At 65.7% G+C, this 19,334-nt stretch carries 18 protein-coding genes; 5 read left to right on the top strand and 13 right to left on the bottom strand.

The features are described from left to right. The first annotated feature begins 29 nt into the window (after positions 1-29). Complete coding sequence (locus ACNJYD_RS04565; RefSeq protein ID WP_439365517.1) at positions 30-1,052, top strand: LLM class flavin-dependent oxidoreductase; 1,023 nt, start codon at positions 30-32, stop codon at positions 1,050-1,052. A gap of 223 nt (positions 1,053-1,275) precedes the next feature. On the opposite strand, the gene ACNJYD_RS04560 is transcribed toward ACNJYD_RS04565, so the two are convergent. Next, the gene (locus ACNJYD_RS04560) at positions 1,276-2,595 is read right to left on the bottom strand and encodes an aminotransferase class V-fold PLP-dependent enzyme (protein ID WP_439365516.1); all 1,320 of its coding nucleotides are present in this window, start codon (positions 2,593-2,595) and stop codon (positions 1,276-1,278) included. Between the two features lie 192 nt (positions 2,596-2,787). Then, entirely contained in the window at positions 2,788-4,041 is a 1,254-nt protein-coding gene (locus ACNJYD_RS04555; protein ID WP_439365515.1) for a diguanylate cyclase, read from the bottom strand. A 357-nt stretch (positions 4,042-4,398) separates the two neighbouring features. Between ACNJYD_RS04555 and ACNJYD_RS04550 the strand changes: the two genes are divergently transcribed. After that, positions 4,399-4,902: a hypothetical protein gene (locus tag ACNJYD_RS04550; RefSeq protein WP_260381859.1), complete on the top strand. Its 504-nt coding sequence runs from the start codon at positions 4,399-4,401 to the stop codon at positions 4,900-4,902. Positions 4,903-4,939: 37 nt separating this feature from the next. Here ACNJYD_RS04550 and ACNJYD_RS04545 read toward each other — a convergent pair whose 3' ends face one another. Beyond that, positions 4,940-5,317 (bottom strand): hypothetical protein, encoded by a 378-nt coding sequence (locus ACNJYD_RS04545; RefSeq protein WP_439365514.1) that lies wholly within the window; start codon positions 5,315-5,317, stop codon positions 4,940-4,942. A gap of 26 nt (positions 5,318-5,343) precedes the next feature. On the opposite strand from ACNJYD_RS04545, the gene ACNJYD_RS04540 reads away from it, so the two are divergent. Beyond that, entirely contained in the window at positions 5,344-5,772 is a 429-nt protein-coding gene (locus ACNJYD_RS04540; RefSeq protein WP_212259576.1) for a hypothetical protein, read from the top strand. A 310-nt stretch (positions 5,773-6,082) separates the two neighbouring features. Here the strand turns inward: ACNJYD_RS04540 and ACNJYD_RS04535 are convergent, their stop codons facing one another. The 7 genes from ACNJYD_RS04535 to ACNJYD_RS04505 all read right to left on the bottom strand — a co-directional run bounded on the left by ACNJYD_RS04535 (position 6,083) and on the right by ACNJYD_RS04505 (position 14,920). Continuing rightward, a complete protein-coding gene (locus tag ACNJYD_RS04535; RefSeq protein ID WP_172786733.1) occupies positions 6,083-6,541 on the bottom strand; it encodes a hypothetical protein in 459 nt (152 codons plus the stop codon). 10 nt (positions 6,542-6,551) lie between these two features. Next, positions 6,552-6,770: a hypothetical protein gene (locus tag ACNJYD_RS04530; RefSeq protein ID WP_439365513.1), complete on the bottom strand. Its 219-nt coding sequence runs from the start codon at positions 6,768-6,770 to the stop codon at positions 6,552-6,554. Between the two features lie 113 nt (positions 6,771-6,883). Next, positions 6,884-8,443, bottom strand: coding sequence for a hypothetical protein (locus tag ACNJYD_RS04525; RefSeq protein ID WP_439365512.1), 1,560 nt, complete (start codon positions 8,441-8,443; stop codon positions 6,884-6,886). A 57-nt stretch (positions 8,444-8,500) separates the two neighbouring features. Next, complete coding sequence (locus ACNJYD_RS04520) at positions 8,501-9,664, bottom strand: glycoside hydrolase family 5 protein (protein ID WP_439365511.1); 1,164 nt, start codon at positions 9,662-9,664, stop codon at positions 8,501-8,503. 2 nt (positions 9,665-9,666) lie between these two features. After that, positions 9,667-11,811: a GumC family protein gene (locus ACNJYD_RS04515; protein WP_439365510.1), complete on the bottom strand. Its 2,145-nt coding sequence runs from the start codon at positions 11,809-11,811 to the stop codon at positions 9,667-9,669. A 167-nt stretch (positions 11,812-11,978) separates the two neighbouring features. Further along, a complete protein-coding gene (locus ACNJYD_RS04510) occupies positions 11,979-13,589 on the bottom strand; it encodes a gamma-glutamyltransferase family protein (protein ID WP_439365509.1) in 1,611 nt (536 codons plus the stop codon). A 20-nt stretch (positions 13,590-13,609) separates the two neighbouring features. Next, entirely contained in the window at positions 13,610-14,920 is a 1,311-nt protein-coding gene (locus ACNJYD_RS04505; RefSeq protein WP_439365508.1) for an aspartate aminotransferase family protein, read from the bottom strand. A gap of 98 nt (positions 14,921-15,018) precedes the next feature. On the opposite strand from ACNJYD_RS04505, the gene ACNJYD_RS04500 reads away from it, so the two are divergent. After that, on the top strand, positions 15,019-15,882 hold the full coding sequence (locus ACNJYD_RS04500) for a LysR family transcriptional regulator (protein ID WP_212259613.1): 864 nt from the start codon (positions 15,019-15,021) through the stop codon (positions 15,880-15,882). 30 nt (positions 15,883-15,912) lie between these two features. Here ACNJYD_RS04500 and ACNJYD_RS04495 read toward each other — a convergent pair whose 3' ends face one another. Both ACNJYD_RS04495 and ACNJYD_RS04490 read right to left on the bottom strand, forming a co-directional pair. Next, positions 15,913-16,956, bottom strand: a complete 1,044-nt coding sequence (locus ACNJYD_RS04495; RefSeq protein WP_172786726.1) for a zinc-binding dehydrogenase — start codon at positions 16,954-16,956, stop codon at positions 15,913-15,915. Positions 16,957-16,971: 15 nt separating this feature from the next. Then, positions 16,972-17,637: a class I SAM-dependent methyltransferase gene (locus ACNJYD_RS04490; protein ID WP_212259583.1), complete on the bottom strand. Its 666-nt coding sequence runs from the start codon at positions 17,635-17,637 to the stop codon at positions 16,972-16,974. Positions 17,638-17,913: 276 nt separating this feature from the next. Here ACNJYD_RS04490 and ACNJYD_RS04485 point away from each other — a divergent pair, with 276 nt between their 5' ends. Further along, positions 17,914-18,240, top strand: a complete 327-nt coding sequence (locus ACNJYD_RS04485) for a hypothetical protein (protein WP_172786724.1) — start codon at positions 17,914-17,916, stop codon at positions 18,238-18,240. Positions 18,241-18,273: 33 nt separating this feature from the next. On the opposite strand, the gene ACNJYD_RS04480 is transcribed toward ACNJYD_RS04485, so the two are convergent. Continuing rightward, a complete protein-coding gene (locus ACNJYD_RS04480; protein WP_439365507.1) occupies positions 18,274-19,173 on the bottom strand; it encodes a hypothetical protein in 900 nt (299 codons plus the stop codon). Between the last annotated feature and the right edge of the window lie 161 nt (positions 19,174-19,334).

The following is a 19,334-nucleotide window of genomic DNA, read 5'->3' as shown; positions in this document are numbered from 1 at the left end:
TCCGGCGCTACATGCGCTAGGGTGAAGCCATGAAAAAAATCGGATTCCTCTCCTTCGGGCACTGGACGCCCTCGCCGCAATCGCGGACGCGCTCGGCGGCGGATACGCTGCTGCAATCGATCGAGCTGGCGGTCGCGGCCGAACAGCTCGGGGCCGACGGCGCCTATTTCCGGGTCCACCATTTCGCGCGGCAGCTGGCCTCGCCGTTTCCGCTGCTTGCGGCGGTCGGCGCCAAGACCAGCCAAATCGAGATCGGCACGGCCGTGATCGACATGCGCTACGAGAACCCGCTCTACATGGTGGAGGACGCCGGCAGCGCCGATCTCATCGCCGGCGGGCGGCTGCAGCTCGGCATCAGCCGCGGCTCGCCCGAGCAGGTGATCGACGGCTGGCGCTATTTCGGCTATCGGCCGGCCGAAGGCCAGAGCGATGCCGACATGGGGCGGCGCCATGCCGAGGTCTTCCTCGACCTCCTGCGCGGCGAAGGTTTTGCCGAGCCCAACCCGCAGCCGATGTTTCCCAATCCGCCGGGGCTGCTGCGCCTGGAGCCGCATGCGCAGGGCTTGCGCGAGCGGATCTGGTGGGGCGCCGGCTCGAACGCCACCGCAATGTGGGCGGCGAAGCTCGGCATGAACCTGCAGAGCTCGACGCTGAAGAACGACGAGACCGGCGAGGCCTTTCACGTGCAGCAGGCGGCGCAGATCCGAGCCTACCGCGCGGCGTGGAAGGAAGCCGGCCACAACCGCGAGCCCCGCGTCTCCGTCAGCCGCAGCATCTTCGCGCTGATCGACGATCGCGACCGCGCCTATTTCGGCGGCGAGCGCGGCAGCGAGGACCAGATCGGCTTCATCGACCCGCACACCCGCGCGATCTTCGGCCGCAGTTATGCGGCCGAGCCGGACATGCTGATCGAACAGCTGCGGCAGGACGAGGCGATCACCGAAGCCGATACGCTGCTGCTGACGATCCCGAACCAGCTCGGCGTGGACTATTGCGCGCATGCGATCGAGGCGATTTTGACGCATGTGGCGCCGGCGCTGGGATGGCGGTGACTGCGGTCGGCGAGCCAGGCAGTCGCACATAACATCTTTGAGCGGCCTGAGCGCGCGCCTCGTCCTTCGAGACGACCGCTTTCAGCGGTCTCCTCAGGATGAGGCTAAGCAGCATCGGCGTCCATTGAAACTGTTGCCACGTACTCAGTCCTCATCCTGAGGAGCCCGCATCAGCGGGCGTCTCGAAGGATGGCCGAGAGAGATTGCCAATCGTCCGCCCGCCTCACCCCGTCTTCGTCCCCGTGATGACGGCCAGTGCCTCGACGAGGCGGTCGAGATCGGCCTCGTCGGTGAAGAGCGCCGGCGTCACACGGATGCACTGGCCTTTGGCGACGCCGGCGCGGCGCACCGTCATGATCCGGTAGCTGTCGCGAAGCTTCGCAACGATGGCCTCGTTGTCGGTCTTGCCGGTCTTGCCGGCGAGGCGGAAGGACGTGATCGCGCCATATGAGCCGACTTCATCCGGCGTCAGGATCTCGATGTCCTTGAAGCCACGGACGCGGCTCACCCAATAATCGCGCAAGTGGCGCAGGCGCGCCTGCTTGGCCGCCGGGCCGATCTCTTGATGCAGCGCCAGCGCCGTCGGCACGGTCAGCACCGTGGCGAAATTGACCGTGCCGGTATGCACCCGCGAGCGGATGTCGCTTTCCGGAAAATCCTCGTCACCCATGTCGCGATCGATGGCCGAAAGGCGGTCCTTCCTGATGTAGAGGAAGCCGACGCCGAGCGGCGCGCCGATCCATTTGTGCAGATTGAAGCCGACGAAATCGGTCTCGAGCTCGCTCACCCGGAAATCGAGCTGCCCCCAGGAATGGGCGGCATCGGCGATGGTGTCGATGCCCTTGGCCCTGGCCATGCGGGCGATCTCGGCGACCGGCATGACGAAGCCGGTACGATGGCTGACATGGGTCAGGAGCAGAAGCCGCGTCCTCGGGTTCGCCTCGATGGCGCGGGCATAGGCGTCGAGCACCGCCTGGCGGGTGGCGGGCTCCGGCACGTCGAACTTGACCACGTCGACGCCGCGGCGCGCCTTCAGCGCGTTCATCGCGTATTGCATCGAATCATAGTCGAGGTCGGCATAGAGCACGCCGTCGCCCGGCTTCAACCTGTTGTAGCCGCCGATGAGGAGCTGAAGCGCTTCGGTCGCGCCGCGTGTGAGCGCGATCTCCTCCGGGAGCGCGCCGACCGCCTCCGCCACCTTGGTGCGCACCGCCTCGAAATCCGTGCCCGCACGCAGCCGCGCGTAATAGGTGTTCTGATAATTGACCATGTCGGACTGGCGAATGAACTCGCGCCTGACGGGCTCGGCCATGATGCCCCAATAGCCGTTCTCGAAATTGACGATTTCAGGCGTGACGGCATAGAGCCCCTTCACGGCCGCCCAATAGGACTTGTCGGTTGCGACAGCGGCGGCTGGACCGGTCGGCTGCGGCGGCAGGCCCGCGGCGGCAAAGGCCGGCGCCGCAAGCGGCGCCATTGCCGCGGCCGCAAGGCCCTTGAGCATCGCGCGGCGGTCCGCCGCAATCGTCTTGATCAGTTGCATGTCAGCTCTCCCCAGAGCGTCTTCGGGCGAAGCGTCGGGCTCGCGTCAAGAAAACGCATCAACAACAATCCAGAGCTCGGTCCCGATGTCATCGGAACGGAGCCCTGGCGCGCCGGGAAAAGAGCAACGGACGATGCAGCTAAGATGACCGGAGCATGACAATGCGATGATCGCGCAAAGGAGATTGCAGGATCAGGCTGCCGCCCGCTTTGTTGCGGCTCGCGCGTGCGCCGCGGACGGAATCGGACGGTCTGCAGGCGCGTCGGGCACGAGCGGAACGAGCTCCTCCACCGCGCTCTCGACCCGATTGCGGCCGAGCGACTTCGCCGTGTAGAGCGCCTTGTCGGCGCGCTCGCACAGCGCCTCGATGCCGCCGGGCGCGCTGTCCGCATGTGCGAGGCCGACGCTGACCGTGGCTGCGATCACGACACCGTCGACGACGCGCGCGATCGCCGCGAAGCTCTCGCGGACGCGCTCGGCGGCCGCGATCGCCGCCTTCCTGTCGGGCCCGCTGACGATCGCGGCGAACTCCTCGCCGCCGAGCCGGCCCGCAACGCCGCCTCGCGGCAGATTGGCGGACAGCGTCTGTGCGAACAAGCGCAGCACCCGATCGCCCATCGCATGCCCATGGGTGTCGTTGATCGATTTGAACAAATCGAGATCGAACAGCAGGAACGCGATCGTCCCGTTTGCAGGTGCCTTCAGGCGCCGTTCGCCGAATTCCAGGAAGGCGCGGCGGTTGGCGAGACCGGTCAGCGCGTCCGTCATCGAGGCGCGCTTGTGCGCGAGCTCGCTCCGCTCCTTGGTGAGCGCAAGAAACAGATAGTTGATGGCGATGAAGAAGAGCACGGTGAACGTGCTCACGATCGCGAACCAGAACGATTGCAGCGCCTCGAAGCGCGTGACCGGCACCGCGGCGAGCGGATGCGCCACGTGGAGCGGAATACGCACGAGAAACAGGCCGCCGCCGAGCGCGGTCAGCACGATCAGCGGCCAGCGCGACAGCAGCGGCTCGGCGCGGCCGGTCCACAGCACGTAGGCGCAGCCGAGCGAATAAGAGCCCATGGCGACCGAGACGATGATCAAGCGCGCCGTGGCGGACTCGTACATTGCCGGGATCTGACAGGTCACAATCCACATCGCCGCGCCCGCGAGCAGGAGAAGCGGGCTCGTCCGCCGCCCCTCGAAGCTGCGCGCCCCCTCCAGCATCAGAGCGCAGGCCGTGAACAGGACGGCGTAGGCGAGATCGAGCGAACAGACGTCCGGGATCACGCCGCGCAGGCAGAGCAGGCCGAGCGCGGCTGCCATGACCAGCACGGCGCCGCCCCACCAGGCAAGAGCGCGAACCGCGCGATTTTGCAGCCACGCGAAAAGCGTCAGCGCGCCGAGCAGCACCATGACTGCCAGCAGCAGCACGTAGATCGTGGGGACATGGAGCAGCGGCATGATTCTCACCTGTCACCGGCGCTATACCAAGCCGCCGCTACGATTTGCTTGCGATGATTGGTAAACGTGGTCGTAACGGCCGAGGAATCAGGTCTTCGCGCAGGCCAGGGAGGCGGACGCGCCGAGCATTCCGCAATCCATTGAGTCTGACGCTCGCGGCGAACAGACAGACGACGACGTCCTCTCCAGGCAGATGAACGGCGGATGAATGAACGCGATGGCTTTGCGCGTCGCGGAACTGACTCAAGGCCGCATCAACACGTCAACGTGTCTGGCACAAGGAACGTTTGCGCGATTGCCAATTTATCCCGTGCCTGATTGGCGATTTGATTTTGGAAACCCTGGAGGAAAATGGACATGAGGATCCTGAAGCTCTCTGCGGCTGCGGCCGCGCTGCTGGCCGGCACGGCGCTCGCTGTTGCGCAATCGAGCTCGACGATCGGCACCGGCGGCTCATCGGCCGGCGGCGGCACCAGCTCTTCGACGGTGGGCACCGGTGGCTCTTCGGCTGGCGGCAGCGGGTCGGGCTCTGCATCGACGCTCGGCACCGGCGGCTCGTCCGCGGGCGGCGGCACCAGCTCTTCGACCGTTGGCACCGGTGGTTCGGCGGCCGGCAGTGGCTCGGGCAGCGGCTCGGCCTCGACGCTCGGCACCGGTGGCTCATCGGCCGGCGGCGGCAAGAGCTCGTCCAGCGTCGGCACCGGCGGTTCTGCGGCGGGCAGCGGCTCCACCGTTGGCCAGTCCGGCGCATCGAAATCGCCCGGCATGAGCGACGGCAAGTCCGGCAGCCACGCCAGCGACACGGGCCTCGAGAAGGGCAAGGGCCACAACAAGGACGAATGGAAGAAGGACAAGAACTAGTCCGACCCGGGGAGCGGCACGCGCCGCTCCCTTTCGTCTATGGAGGAGGAGCCGCAATGAACAAGGCAATCGTTGCGATCACGGTGCTCGCCCTGACGGCGAGCGCTGCATCGGCAGAGACCATGGAAAAGACCGGAAAGACGAGCTCTGGCGAGACCTGCAAGGTCAAAGTGGAGAAGCACGCAGACGGCAGCATCACCGCCGCCGGCGCATCGAGCTCGGGCACGACGGGCTCGACCGCATCGAGCGGTTCACTTTCGAGCTCGAGCTCGGCCGGCGGATCGTCGGTCCACGTGCAAGCGGGCGGCGGCCACGTCTCGAGCTCCTCGTCGACGGCGGGAGGACCTGGCTCCACCAGCGCCAGCACCATCACCGTCAACGGCTGCACGATCTCGACCTCGTCGCCTTGAGACAAGTTGCCATCGAACAGAGGATTGAAACATGAGAACACTCGTTACGACCTCGGCGGTCGCGCTTCTGCTTGCCGCCACTTCACCAGTGCTGGCGCAGACCAGCATCACCGGCGGCAGCGGCGGCTCGGCCGCAGCGGGCGGCACCTCCGCCTCCACCGTCGGCACCGGCGGCACGTCCACCTCGGCGACGGGCCGCACCGGCTCCTCGATCGCCGCCGGCGGAAGCGCGGCTGCCGCCAGCGGCAAGACGCAGACCGGCGTCAGCATGAACAAGGGCAACGGCCCGGTGCTCAACTCCAACGCCCGCGCCCAGGCTCATGACGGCGGCACGTTCAGCCGCTCGCACACCCGCACCAAGGTCAAGGCCGGCGAGCAAGTCGGCTCGACCACCAAGACGATGTCGCATACGCCGGGTTCGAAGCCGACCATGTCGACCACATCGACGACCGCGCGCTAGAGCGGAATGGCTTTAGGTCGAATCGATTGCCACTGGCTCGGTGCAACCTCTCCCGCTTGCGGGAGAGGTCGCGCCGGAGGCGCGGGTGAGGGTTTTCTCCTCTAGGGGATTGTCCCATTGCGGAAACACCCTCTCCCCAACCCTCTCCCGCAAGCGGGAGAGGGAGCGCACCTCCGTCTTTGCAGCGATCGAGCCTCACTTCATCGCGCGCTAGACGCAAATACGCGCGGCTCTATTCCTCACGACCTGCTGCCCGGCGTGCCCGGGCAGCTCTTTTTCGTCTTGTGACTCTTCCGTCTTGTGAGCTGGCTCAACCAGCACGCAGGCTGCGGCTGATGCGGGTCACGACGGCATCCCATCGCTGCTTCTGGGCGGCTGGATAATTGATCAGCACGCAGTGCACATAGCCCCGCGAGAAATTGCACCGGTCGTACCAAATCTTGTCGCGCTTGATGCTCGAGACCACGAAGAAGTTCGACGTGATCCGCTTGTAAATGATCCCTGTCGGCGGATTCTTCCGCGCCAGGAATTCGGCCGGCGACAGGCCTTGCTGGTTCTCGACGGCCTGAACGGTGAGGTCCGCACTGCCGTCGTGGCTGCGAAACTGCTGCCCATATCCATCGGGCTTCCCGGCCGGCTCGGTAAAGATCGAGGTGGGAATGTCGACCGAGGTTGCGGATTCCGGGATGCGGTACGCCCTCCAGCCGTTTGCCGAGGCAAATGATGATGTCGCACAAAGCGCGATGATTGCGGCAATCAGTGTCTTCATGTTCGCCTCGTCACTTGCGCGGGGCCAGCTGCAGCTCCATCAGGGCGATCCTTTGCAGGTCGGCAACGTTCCGCTCGCCTGCGCTGGCGGTGCGCAGGATGGATTCGGCGAGCGCGTTGACGTGCGAGGAATGCACGGGGTCCGGCAGGGTCGCAACGGCAGCTTCCAGCGCGGCCGTCATGATCTCGATCACCTCGGGAGAAAATTCGGCGTTGGAAAAATTCTTCATCGCGTGCTTCGGCCGCTTGTGCGGGTCCTGTTCAACGCCGGGAAAAAATGGAAGTTCCTGGATAACCGCGGTCCAGGCACCGGGGCGAGCAGAACCGTTGGCGCGCCGGCAGCCTACGTGACGGGCTGGAAGCCGGTGAGCCGAACGGGCTCGGCATCCTCGTTTGCAACTGTCTGCACCCTCACATGGCTGCCGATGACGAGGCCGGCGAGCGAGAGCATCAGGCCCAGCGCGAGCGGCGCGAACAGGGCCTCTTCCTGAAACAATCCGTTGAGTACAACGACCAGGACGCCGAAACCGGCAAGGCCCTGCGTCAGATATCCGGACGAGGCGTACAGGCGCCAGGCCTTGAGGGCCATCGCGAAATAGAAGGCCAGCGGCACGAAAGCCGCGATTCCCATCTGATACAAGAGAACGCCGATCGCGCTTTCGACCGCGCCGTCGATCGTGCCGGCGGCCTGCGCAGCGCTCCAGTCGATGGAAAAATAGCTCTCCGACAGATTGCCGCCGATGCCGAGGCCACGGCCGTAAGGTCTCTGCACGAATCCGTCGAGACCGCCCATCAAGCCGATGACGTGATAGTCGCCGATCTGCAGCCCGAGGCGAATCGCCAGGATCGCAAAGGCGATCATGCCGGCGAACCCCAGCAACAACGTCGCCACGGCACCGATGAGGCGAGTCCCGATCCAGCCCGCAGCCACGAAGACGACGGTGATGAGCGCTCCCTTCACGCTGCAAAAGACCAGCAGCGGCAGGGCTGCCAGGGCGAGCAGCGGGCGTCCGACCGAGAACAGGAACAGGGCGAGAAAGCCGATCCCGTAGGCGAAGCTGATCGGGTGCATGTTCGGACCGTTGATGCGCAGCATCTTCGACAGGCCGAAGCCTTCGAGCAAAGGCGTGTTCAGGAAGTCGAAGCTGAAACGATCCTTGAGCGTGACCGGCACGTTGCCGGTCTGCCGCATCTGGGCCTCCCAGACGCCGGAATGGGTCGCCTTGAGCTCGTCGAAGCCCCAGAACGTATGGCCGTTGGTGACGGCCAGCCAGACATCGCGCAAGACGAGCTCGACATAGCCGCACAGCATGAGGATGACCGCGAGCGCGACCAGGAACGGCGTGATGCGCACCTCAAAGGTTGCCGCGGTCAGGAGCGACAGCTGAAACAGAAACAGCGGCAGAACGATGTTGCGCAAATAGACCGCCGCCGGCTGTCCATCCTGGACGAACCCAATCGCGAAATAGAGCGAGACGACGGCGAGGGTGAAGACGCCCCAGCGCATGATCTGATTGATTTCCCTCGACTGACCCCTCCGGCCGAGCACGTAAAGCGCGAACGTCGCCAGCCACATCACGGAGCAGACCAGGAAATTGTAGCCCTTGATGAAGTCGAGATCGGACGGAAGCGGGACCAGCGGCGACAGCACGGAGACGAACAGGTTCTGGAAGAACAGGACGAAGATCGCGACGGCCGGCGCGGAGGTCGGGACCGCAACGACGATGGCGATGCCGATCAGGACCTCGACGGCGATGGCCAGAGCCGGATTGGCGAGGTGCAGAACCGGCGCAGAGCCGATCGTCGCGATGGCGACGCAGAAGGTCACGGCCAGCTCGCGCCAGGCCGGAGGCGACGGCGCGGCCTGCACGCTGTGGCCTTGCGGTGAGTACCCGGCGCTCATCAATGGTCCTTTGGCATCGCGCCGGGACACGATAGCCGCGCGAGGGGTAAGGATCCGTTAACGATCACCGCGCGCGGCGGGAGACCTTTCAAGCCGGCCGGGCGCGCCGAGCAGCGCCCGCATCACGTCGGGATCGGGCTTGCCGGTGGTGGCATCGACGAGACCAAAGCCTTGCGCCAGTTCCCAATGCGCCCAGCCCCAGCAATGCGCGCGGGCATAGGCGGTGACCTCCGCCAGCCAGCGCAACCGGCTCTGCCTGGGGGCGCCGGCTTTCAACACGCCGAACTCGTTGACGATGATCGGCCGCGAAAATTGCTGCTGCCATGCGAGCGCGGGCGCGAGCCAGCGATCGGCCCCCGGCTTGTCCTTGGCGGCGGCAATCGCGGTATCGAGCATGGCGAGCGCCTTGACCGCGCCCCTCGCCTGCAAATCCTGCCAAAGCGCCTGAACCTTGGGATCGCCCGCATTGATCGGGTAAGGCAGATCCATGATGTCGTGCAGCGGATCGCGCGCGTCCCAATGGCCCTGATGGGTGAACACCATCGGATCGTAGAAATGGATGGCGTAGACGACGTCAGGGTCGGCCAGCGGACGAAACCGCGGCAGCGAGTCCGCGCGCTGCCAGTTGACCGGACCAACGATGAGCGTGGTGGCGGGCAGCAACCCGCGAACGAAGGCGGCGAGCGCCTCGACCTCCTTTTGCCATCGCTCCGCTTCGATATCGGGCTCGTTGAGCAGCTCGGCGAAGATGCGATCGGCAGGATAGGATCGAATGACCTCTGCAAGCGCGCGCCAGGCCTCCTGCATCTCACCCATCGCCGCATCCGGATCATCCTTGTGCAGGCGATTGAAGCGCTCGCCCGGATGAAGGTCGACCGAGCTGGAATATCCGAGCGAGGTCAGCTGCTTCAACGCGCTGTCGAGCACGCGCAGGGTCGCCGCGCGCTCGTCCGTTGCGGCAAAGCGCGGCATCACGCGCTCCGCCGGCACCGGCAGGCGGACATGGCTCATGCCGGCCTTGCGCAGCTGCTGCAGCAGCGCGCGGCTCGGCGGCGCACCGTTGATCCAGCCGTCGGCGTTGAAGCCGCGCGAGAGCGCGGCAAGCCGCTCAGGCGAGACCGTCGACGGCAGGGGCACGCAATCCTCGGCGAACACCGGCCGGACGAGCGAGATCGACAACAGCATCGCCGCAGCCAGCAGACGGCGGCGCAAGGCTGTCATCGTCAAACCGCAAGGCCCAGAGCGCCACCGTCGGGCTGAGGCGCCATTGAACCGGCGGGCACGTGATTGACGACGAGGCCGGTTGGCACGGCCGCGTATCTCGACAGCGCCCCGGTCACCCTGCGCATCGCGGACGAACCAAGCTCGCCGGCGCGCGCCACCAGGACGATCAGGTCGGCGTGGGCGGCCAGGGCAATGGCGTCGGGCTGCAAGGCGAGATTGCCGGCGTGGACGACGATCAGGTCGAACTCCGAGCGGATATCGTCCTCGGGCCGCGCATCGGGCTTGCGCCCGGCACCGAGCAGCTCGTCGATCGACTGAAGTCCCGCCGTGGTCGAGCCGTCCTGCCATTCGGTCACCGGCGGCTGGGCGCCTGCAAATTCAGCCTGGAGGCGGATCAGCACGCTCATCATGCCCAGGTTCACGGCGGCGCGATTGAGGGAACGCGCCACGGTGTTGCCGCCGGCGCTCTTGCCGACCGACAAGACCAGCGCGACCTTGCAGCCGCGCACCGGAACGCGGTCGATGCGTTCGAGCAACGGCCGTAAGTGGGGGCCGAGATCGAGCTCGGCCGACGCGCTGACCGGTCTCTGCCAGACCGTGTTGATCCCGGCGCCTGGCGCCAGCTCGGGGATGCGCGCCCAGACAGGAAGGCGGGGCATCGCCTCGGCTGGGCGCGCAGCGGCGGCCGAAGGGGTAACTTGCGGGCCGGGCGCCTCCTCCGCTTCACGTGAGGCAGGGGCCTGAACGGATTCGGGCTTGTCGGCGGACAGGCTCGTCGTCACCGCAACGGCGGCGGTCGAGGTCAGCAGCGAGCCGATCGCCAGCGCCGCAAGCAGCAAGGCGAGCGGCGGACGCGTCGAGCGCAACGGCGGAATCGCAACCGAGGCGATCTTGGTTTGCGAGGCCTGCAGCTGACGCTGCTCGTTGGTGGTCTTGAACCGCGACAGGAACTGCTCGTAGATGTTGCGGTTGGCATCGGCGTCGCGCTGCAGCTCCTGCAGCTTCACCAGCGCCTGGCCGTCGACCAGCATCTTGGTCTCGACCGCCTTGAGCTGCTTTTCCAGCGCGTTCTGCTGCTCCAGCTGGGCCTCGTATTCGGACTTGGCCGTGTCGATGTTCTTCTTCCGCTCGATCTCGATCTGCCGGTTGATGTCCGCCAGCTGGCTGTAGGAGATCGCAAGGTCGGGATGGCGGTCGCCATAGACCGCCTTCTTCTGCGCGATCTGGTCGTTCAGGGCGGAGCGCTGCGCGCGCAGCATGCTGAGGAGATCCTGCTTCACCGGCCCTTCGACATTGGCCTTGACGTCGCGTTGCACCTGCTCGTAGCGCGCCTTGGCCTCCTCGGTGCGCGCGCGGGCGGCGGAGACCTGCTGGGTCAGGTCGGTCACCCGCAATTGCTGCGTGGTGGATTCCTTGCCGGCATTGACGATGTTGTGCTCGAGCCGGAAGGCGGCGACGGCGTCTTCCGAGGCGCGCAGGCGCTCGCTCAGCGTCTTCAGCCGGTCCTGGAGCCAGCCGGCCGCCTCGTCCGTCGCCTCGGTGCGGACGCGGCCCTGGCTGGCGACGAAGGCCTCGGCGATGGCATTGGCATAGTAAGCCGCGCGATCCGGCCGGTTCGAGGTGAAGGAAATCGCGATGACGTAGGTCAGCCCGCGCCGAGTGATCTCGAGCCGGTTGCGGAATTTCTCGAGCAGGCGCGTCATGTCGGTATAGCCGCCCGCGACGTCCTCATCGTCCGCGATCTTGAGTTGCTCGATCAAAGGACGGAGGAAGCCGTCGGACTTGGCGATCTCGATCTGGCTCTGCAGCGCCGCGGCATCCTGGCCGATGCCGGGCAGCACGTCCTGATCCGAGGTCACGCGCAGCTCGCGCGGATCGAGCACGACCAGCGCCGTCGCGGCATAGCGGACCGGAAGGATCATCAGAGCGACGACGCCGAGGGCGAACAGCGCCAGGGCCAGCGTCAGAATGCGCCGGCCATTCTCGCGCAGGAAGGACAGCGTGCCGGAGACGGTCAGCGATCCCTTGGTCAGGCCCGGCGCGGCGCCGTCAGGCTTCGCCTTCGCAGCCCGCGGCGCTTCCCACGAAGCCGCTTGCTCCGTCGGGGCGATGCTTCGCGGAGATGGCCGGCTACCGAACGCCATGGGTTGGACTCGAAATCAACTGACAGTCATAGCTCAGAGGCTTGCTACACCGTAAATATCCATGGTTAACCGGCGGTTACGGCTGGGCTGGCCTTGGGCGGTGAACGATTTGTTAACGAGACGCGGCCAGCCACGCGCTGTCTGCGCTCGCCGCGATGTGCGTCCGCTCACAAGCCGATGACATACCCGTCCCGCCTCGGATCGGCGGCACCCGTCATCACGCCGGTCACCGGATCGAGCGCGACGGCCTGCATGCCTCCGCAGAGCATGGTCCATCCGGTGTCCAAAATCGCGATCTCGTGGCCGCGGCGCTTCAGTTCGGCGATGGTCTCCGGCGCGATGCGGTTCTCTGCCTGAATGAAGCGGCCGTCCCACAGCCGTGAACGCGGCGCCTCGATCGCCTGCTGCAGCGGAAGGCCGAACTCGATGTGCTGCACATAAGCCTGGGCCTGGGTTTGCGGGATGCCGTAGCTGCCGGGCGTCCCCAGCGCGAGCACCGGACGGCTGCCGCGCGTCGCAATCGACGGTGCCATCGTCACCGGCAACGCGTCGCCCGGCCTAGCGAGGTTCGGGCTTCCCGGCTGCACGTCGGCCCAATGCAGATGATTGTTGAGGCAAACGCCGGTCCCCGGCACCACGACGCCGCTGCCGAACGGGCTGCCGAGACTTTGCGTCATGCAGACCAGATTGCCTTCGGCGTCGGCGATCGAGAACGAGGTGGTGTGGCCGGGATCGGCACGATCCTGCGGCATCCATTGCTCTGTCGGGCCCGTGATCGGCCGGCCGTCGCTCACACGCTGGCGAAGCCGCGCGATCGTCGCGTCGGACATTGCTCCAGCGGCTTGATCCGGTCCCAGATCGCCGTGGGCGATGCGCTCGCCGGCGGCGAGACGGATCGCGCGATAGACCGTATCGAGATGATCGGCGCCGTCCTTCGGCAGACGCCCGAGGTCAAAGCCTTCAAGGATCTTGAGGGTCAGGGCGAACTGGAAGCCGCCGCATTGCTGCGCCGGGACGTGAAGCTCGAGCCCCCGATAGGACACGGTCAGGGGATCGAACCAATGCGGCTTGACGGCGATGACATCGTCCAGCGTCAGGCTGCCGCGGAGCGTGGCGAGATAGTCCACGATCCGCCGGCCGAGCTTGCCGCCATACAGATACTCGGGCCCCAATTCGGAGATCTCGGCAAGAGTCTGCGCGAGATCAGGCTGCGCGACGATGCTGCCGAGCTTCACCGGCATTCCATCCGGGAGATAGTTCCTGACCAGTGCGGCGTGCAGCTCCGGCCAGGGTTCGAGCAGCGGCACCTGCTCGTTGATCTCATCAACACCGAAGTCCGAGAGCGCGAAGCCGTCGCGCGCCAGCGTGATCGCCGGCGCAAAGACGTCTGGAAGCGATTTGCGTCCATAGCGCGAGAGCAGCTCGCACCAGCCCGCGAGATTGCCGGGCGTCGAGGCCGCCTGCGGACCTCGCTCGAGCTCGAATCTGCTTGTGTATCTGCCGACCGGGAAGCTTGCGGGCACCGGCGGAGCGAAGTCGAGCACGCGAATGCGCTGCTCGATCGCCACCCAGATCGTGGCCAGTCCAAACCCGGCAAGCCCCGACATGAACGGCTCGACCACGTTGAGGGCGGCCGCCGTGGCGACGGCCGCATCGAACGCATTGCCGCCCTGCATCAGGATTCGTGCACCGGCCTGTGCCGCGAGCGGATGCGCGGTGGCGACCATGCCGTGCCGCGAGAACAGCGTCGGACGGCCATATGTCCTGGCGATTTGCATCCGGTCAGGCCTTTCGCCGATCAGTGCGTCGTCGCAGCAGCCTGGATCGCCTCCGACATGATCTCGAGACCGCGATCGATTTCGGCCTCGGACACCGTGAGCGGCGGCGCGATGCGGAATACGCCGCCCATGCTGGGCAACTTGACGATGTTCATGCTGAGACCGCGACGCATGGTCTCCTCCATGATCCGCGCGCCGAGTTCAAACCCCGGCGTCTTAGACTGCCGGTCGACGACGATTTCGAGACCGAGCAGAAGACCGCGGCCCCTGACGTCACCGACGCATTCGAACTTTTGCTGCAGCGACAGCAATCCATCCCGGAGCCTGTTGCCCCTGGCGGTTGCCTGCGCCACCAACCCGTCGCGCGCGACCACGTCGAGCACCGTGACGCCGATCGCGGCGGGCAAGGGATCGGAGACATGCGTGGTGTAGAACAGGAAGCCGCGCTCGAACGCGGTCTGCTCGATGGCCTTTGTCGTCATGACGGCGGCGAGCGGCAGACCGGCGCCGAGCGTCTTCGACAGCGTGAGAATGTCAGGCACCACGCCGTCACGCTCGAAGGCAAACATGTGCCCGGTGCGGCCGATTCCGGTCTGAGCTTCGTCGAGGATCAGCAGCATGCCGCGCTGCTGGCATTTTTGCTTCAAGGCCGCGAGATAGCCGAGCGGCAGTTCCAGAATGCCGCCGCTGGAGAGGATCGGCTCGGCGATGAAGGCCGCCAGATTACCGGTCGACTGGCTGTCGATCAGTGCGAACGCATCGTCCAGCTCGGTCTGCCAGTCGTTGCTGCCGTCGACGTTCCTGAAGCGCGGCCGATAGGCGTTCGGCGCGGGAATGACGAACGATCCGACCGCGGCCGGCCCATAACCGCGCCGGCCCGCGCTGTAGGTCGCCGACGCCGCCGCGCCGGTCATGCCGTGCCAGCTTTGCGCGAAGGCGACGATTTCGTGCCTGCCGGTGACGAGCTTGGCCATCCGGATCGCCGCTTCATTGGCTTCCGCGCCTGTCGTCAGCAGCTGCACGCGGTCGAGACCGGGCGCAAGCGCAGCGAGACGCTCGGCCAGCGTCACCACCGGACGCGAGAGCATGCCGCTGAAGAGATGAGCGACCGCCCCCATTTGCCGTGCGACCGTGGCGACGATGTCGGGATGCGTGTGCCCCAGCACGGCGCTCATCTGACCCGAGGTGAAGTCGAGGATGGCGCGTCCGTCGGCGTCGTAGACGAAACTGCCGGCCGCACGCTCGATGATGACGGGTTCGAAACTCGGCCCATAGCGGGTCAGATGCGTGTTGGCGGACGCCCAGAAATCGGGATCGGCATTCAAGGTCATGACAGCCACCTACGCTTGGGACGTCTGACCTCTAGTCAAGAATTTGAGTTCAGGCTAGTTGATATAATTAAATCTGGATATCAATCTTCCTGATGTCGATGCTGGATCTCACTCTTCTGAGGAATTTCGTCGTCGTGGCCCGCACCGGCTCGATCAGCCTGGCGGCCTTGCAGATTGGCCGGACACAGTCCGCGCTCAGCATGCAGATGCAACGGCTGGAACAGACGATCACGCAGCCGCTGTTTCACCGCAGCGGATCCGGCATGAGGCTGACCGCGGCCGGCGAGAAACTGCTCGCTCACGCCGAGACGCTGCTGGCGCAGCACGACGAGATTCTCGCCGACATGAGCGGCGCGAGTCTCAAGGGGACGCTGAGCCTCGGCTGCCCGGAGGACTATTCGATCGCTTTCCTGCCGGCGCTGCTGAAGGGGTTCTGCGCGCTGCATCCCAATGTCGAGCTGCGCATGGTCTGCGCACCGACCTCCGAGCTGCGCCCGATGCTGGTGCGGCGCCAGATCGACATGGCGCTGGTCTCGCTGTCCGATGCCGGAGCGCGCGAGGTGATCCGCGAGGAGCGCTTCGTCTGGGTCGCGAACGAGGCCGAACCGAAAATACTGACGCAGGATGTGCTGCCGCTGGCGCTGGCGGCGCCGATGAGCCTGGACTACCGGGCCGCCTGCGCCGCGATGGACGCGGTCAATCGGCGCTACAGGGTCGCCTACGCGAGCAACAGCCTCGCCGGCCTGATCGCGATCGCGCGGTCCGGTCATGCGATCAGCGTCCTGACACGAACCGCCGTTCCGTTCGATCTTCACGTCGTCTCGGCCGGACTGCCCCTGCTTCCGACCATCGGCATCGCGCTCGAATTCTCGGAGGCGAAGCCCTCGCTGCTGGCGACGACGCTGGCCGAGCACGTCCGCACCGTGTTGCCCGGACTGAAGACCAAGGCGGAGATCGATTAGTGACCCGCGCGTGCGCGGCGAGCGCAGCGCTCAGCTGATGTTCAGGAGGATCCGTCCCGACGTGCCGCTGCGCATCAGATCCAGGGCGGCATTGATGTCATCGAGCGCGAACTCGTGGGTCACGATGCCGCGGTAGCTCACCTTGCCGGCATCGCTGAGACGCACGAGGCGCGGGATATCGCGCGCAGGCTGGCATTGACCGCCTTCCGAGCCCTTCAGCACCTTCTCGAAGTGCAATGGCAGGGTATAGATCTCGGCCTTCTCGCGCGGCACGCCGACGAGGATGCAGCGGCCTTTCTTGGCGGTGATCTCGTAGGCGAGCTCAATCAGGTTCTTGACGCCGGTGGTCTCGACGACCTTGTCGGGTCCGTCGGCCCCCGTGATGGACCGGACCTCGGCGGCCACATCCTTCACGGTCTCGGAATTGATGAGGTGGGTGGCGCCGAAATCCTTCGCCATGGCCAGCTTGTTGTCGAGGCGGTCGATCGCAATGACCGGCCAGGCGCCGACCATCGCGGCGAATTGCACGATGTTCAAGCCGACCCCGCCGACGCCGAACACGACGACGGCTTCGCCGATCGCGATCTGCGCATCGTTGTTGACGACGCCGAGCGCGGTCGTCACCGCGCAGCCGAGCAGCGGCGCGCTGGTGCGATCGATCGTATCAGGAACGGGGGTGACGCGGTTTTCCGACACCACGGCGTATTCGTTGAAGGTGGTGACCCAGCCGGCGTTGAGGCGCTTGCCGCGCCAGGCATAGACCGGCGTGTTGGACTGGATGCCCTTGCCCGGGCGCCAATGCATGACGACGGTGTCGCCCTGCTGGCAGGAGACGACGCCAGGCCCGGTTTCGACGATGGTCGCCAGCGCCTCGTGCCCCAACAGGTGCGGCAGGAACTTGTCGACGCCTTTGACGGCGTCGATCTCGTTGATCTGTGCGCCGCAAATGCTCGACGTGTGCACATGGGCGAGCACCTGACCGTGCTCGAGCCTGTCAGGCAGATCGAACTCGTCGACGATCAGCGGCTTGCCGGATTCGACGAGGATCGCGGCCTTTGCGGTCTTGATGTCCATGGATCGCGCGCCCGGTCACTCGAAATAGATGAATTCGTAATCGCCGGTGTAGCCGAGCTTGCCGTAAAGCCAGATCCATTCCGAGGTGTGCAGGATGGATTCCGCCGTCAGCGCCCAGCATTCGAGATTGTGCAGCTCGGCGACGTTCCGGTAGCCCTCGACCATGACGTATTTGTTCTTGCCGACCCGCTCGATCTCCTTGAGCGCGGCCTCGAGCTCGTAGAGCCTGAGATTGTGCAGGGTGCCGAGCGAGATGACGAGGTCGAAACTGTCGTCACCATAGGGATAGACGTCCTGGGCGCGATAGTTGAACAGATACGGCTTCACCTGCTCGTGCGCATTGGCAAGACCATGCTTGGAGATATCGAAGCCGGTGACCTTCAGGCCCGGCAGGATCTTCTGCATCTCGTACAGCAGAAATCCCTTGCCGCAGCCGACGTCGAGCACGCTGGACCCGTCCTTCAGGCCGTAGGTCTCGATCAGCGCCTTGGCGACCGGGGCCCAGCGCCCCTCGATGAAGCGGTAGCCGCCATAACCGAAGCGGCGGTCGCCGTCCCAGTAATCGGCCTCGTATTCCCGCGCCTTCAGCGAGCAGCCGATCTTGTCGTCGTTCATGCGGCCCATGTAGTCGCGCTTGGTCGCAGTGTGCAGCGGCGTCACGATATTCAGCAGTCGTCCCATTGAGCCCTCGGATTTGCATCACGCGCGGAGAGTATCTTGACCGGCCTGGGGAGCCTCGCACGCGACCTCGCGACTCGCCCTAGCATTTGTGGCGAAGACCATCATTGTTTCAGATCAATGATGTGGAAATGCTGCGGCGGCGCCGGTCAAGAACCGGCCGCCGATTCGCCAGACCGGCCAGCGCCAGGTTCCAGCTGCGGCCGCCGCTGGCCGTGACATGGAGACGCTGGAACGAGACCACGCCACGCGGCGTTCGGCAGCAAGGAGAGTCATGCCATGCCGACCCAGCCGACCATCGCCCGCATCTGGCGCGGCCGTACCCGCCGCGACATCGCCGACGCCTACCAGGCCTATCTGCAAGCCGAAGGCATCCCGCCGCTGCTCAAGACCGCGCTCGGCGTGCAGCAATTGCGCGAGGACCGCGACGAGGAGACGTGGTTCACGACCATCTCCTACTGGGCCGACATCGCGGCCATGACCGCCTTCACCAAGGGCGAGCCGACCAAGGTCCATCATCTCGCCCGCGACGCGGAGTTCCTGATCGAGCTGCCCGAGCGCATCGAGATCCATCGCATCCTGATCGACGAGCAGGGCCTGCGGTGAAAGCCGGGGCCGCTGGGCGGTCACCCAGCCCCCTTACATTTTCCCATAGACCCGCGTGGCGACCGCCTTGAGGCGCTCGACCGAGCCGGACTCCGGATGCGGCTTGACTGGTGCGAACACGATCGACGCCTGCCGGCCGTTCTTCCAGACATAGATGGTGACGGCGTTGCCGTTGCCCTTGGTGCAGGAATGCTCGCCGAAGGCTTCGCGGCCGAGCTCGGGGATCGCCACATGCGTGCAGGGACCCGCGCGCTTCATCATGCCGACGACGGTGTCGCGCGACATCGCGATCACCGCGACCGTCATGGTGTTGGCCTCGCGATCGAACATCATGCAGCTGCCCGCGCCGGTCCGCTGCACCGTCAGCGTGCCGTTGTCGAGAAAGCCGTCGGCATCGGCGGCCGTGAGCCACTCGCAATTGCCGAACCGCTCGCTGCTCTTGCCCACATTGGCAATGGCAACGCGCGCAGCTTCGGTGATCGGACCGAGCAGCGCATCGTCGGCGCGCCGGCCGATCGGATAGACGCTGATCTGCAGAATGTAGTCGCCGGACAGAACGAGGACCGAGGCCTCCTGGCGCTCGGCGCCGGCGGCGCTCGTTCCGCCCTGGCCTTCGTCGCCGATCCCGACCACAGCGCTCAGCGGCATTCGCTCACTGAGCGTCTTGACGAAGGTCGCGTACAATTCCCTGGCGCGGTCCTTGTCGGGATTGCGGAACACGCTCAGCATCATCGTGTCGCCGCGCCCGGCCTGGTAGATGCAGCCGCGGCCGTCCTGATTCGAGATCAGAGACCATTTCAGCGCCGGCATCGCGGCAGCGAGCTCTTTTGCGCTGATGAACGGGCAGGTCTCAGCCGCGCGCGCGGGAAGCACCGGCGCGGCGACAGCAAGAAACAGAGCGAGGCAGGAGAACAGACGATCGATTGTGCGCATGCGACTCCTTATTATCGCAAATGCGCGCCATTCAGAATGAAATCACGAACTCATACACAATTGAAATTCCTCGTCATTTTGCAGAGCACCAAATGACGCGATGGTCATCGGTCACCGGTTTTCCGCCCCCAAATCGCGCCTCACAACTCCCCGCGCCATGA

It is taken from the genome of Bradyrhizobium sp. SPXBL-02, from assembly GCF_051853065.1.
Classification (GTDB): Bacteria; Pseudomonadota; Alphaproteobacteria; order Rhizobiales; family Xanthobacteraceae; genus Bradyrhizobium.
Note: the sequence above shows the minus strand (reverse complement) of the source record. Positions and strands in the feature narration are given on the sequence as shown.

Bases quoted from the DNA above. Each gene is read 5' to 3' on its own strand.
- ACNJYD_RS04565 (WP_439365517.1), top strand. From the start codon at position 30: ATGAAAAAAATCGGATTCCTCTCCTTCGGGCACTGGACGCCCTCGCCG.
- ACNJYD_RS04560 (WP_439365516.1), bottom strand. From the start codon at position 2,595: ATGCAACTGATCAAGACGATTGCGGCGGACCGCCGCGCGATGCTCAAG.
- ACNJYD_RS04555 (WP_439365515.1), bottom strand. From the start codon at position 4,041: ATGCCGCTGCTCCATGTCCCCACGATCTACGTGCTGCTGCTGGCAGTC.
- ACNJYD_RS04550 (WP_260381859.1), top strand. From the start codon at position 4,399: ATGAGGATCCTGAAGCTCTCTGCGGCTGCGGCCGCGCTGCTGGCCGGC.
- ACNJYD_RS04540 (WP_212259576.1), top strand. From the start codon at position 5,344: ATGAGAACACTCGTTACGACCTCGGCGGTCGCGCTTCTGCTTGCCGCC.
- ACNJYD_RS04535 (WP_172786733.1), bottom strand. From the start codon at position 6,541: ATGAAGACACTGATTGCCGCAATCATCGCGCTTTGTGCGACATCATCA.
- ACNJYD_RS04530 (WP_439365513.1), bottom strand. From the start codon at position 6,770: ATGAAGAATTTTTCCAACGCCGAATTTTCTCCCGAGGTGATCGAGATC.
- ACNJYD_RS04525 (WP_439365512.1), bottom strand. From the start codon at position 8,443: ATGAGCGCCGGGTACTCACCGCAAGGCCACAGCGTGCAGGCCGCGCCG.
- ACNJYD_RS04520 (WP_439365511.1), bottom strand. From the start codon at position 9,664: ATGACAGCCTTGCGCCGCCGTCTGCTGGCTGCGGCGATGCTGTTGTCG.
- ACNJYD_RS04515 (WP_439365510.1), bottom strand. From the start codon at position 11,811: ATGGCGTTCGGTAGCCGGCCATCTCCGCGAAGCATCGCCCCGACGGAG.
- ACNJYD_RS04510 (WP_439365509.1), bottom strand. From the start codon at position 13,589: ATGCAAATCGCCAGGACATATGGCCGTCCGACGCTGTTCTCGCGGCAC.
- ACNJYD_RS04505 (WP_439365508.1), bottom strand. From the start codon at position 14,920: ATGACCTTGAATGCCGATCCCGATTTCTGGGCGTCCGCCAACACGCAT.
- ACNJYD_RS04500 (WP_212259613.1), top strand. From the start codon at position 15,019: ATGCTGGATCTCACTCTTCTGAGGAATTTCGTCGTCGTGGCCCGCACC.
- ACNJYD_RS04495 (WP_172786726.1), bottom strand. From the start codon at position 16,956: ATGGACATCAAGACCGCAAAGGCCGCGATCCTCGTCGAATCCGGCAAG.
- ACNJYD_RS04490 (WP_212259583.1), bottom strand. From the start codon at position 17,637: ATGGGACGACTGCTGAATATCGTGACGCCGCTGCACACTGCGACCAAG.
- ACNJYD_RS04485 (WP_172786724.1), top strand. From the start codon at position 17,914: ATGCCGACCCAGCCGACCATCGCCCGCATCTGGCGCGGCCGTACCCGC.
- ACNJYD_RS04480 (WP_439365507.1), bottom strand. From the start codon at position 19,173: ATGCGCACAATCGATCGTCTGTTCTCCTGCCTCGCTCTGTTTCTTGCT.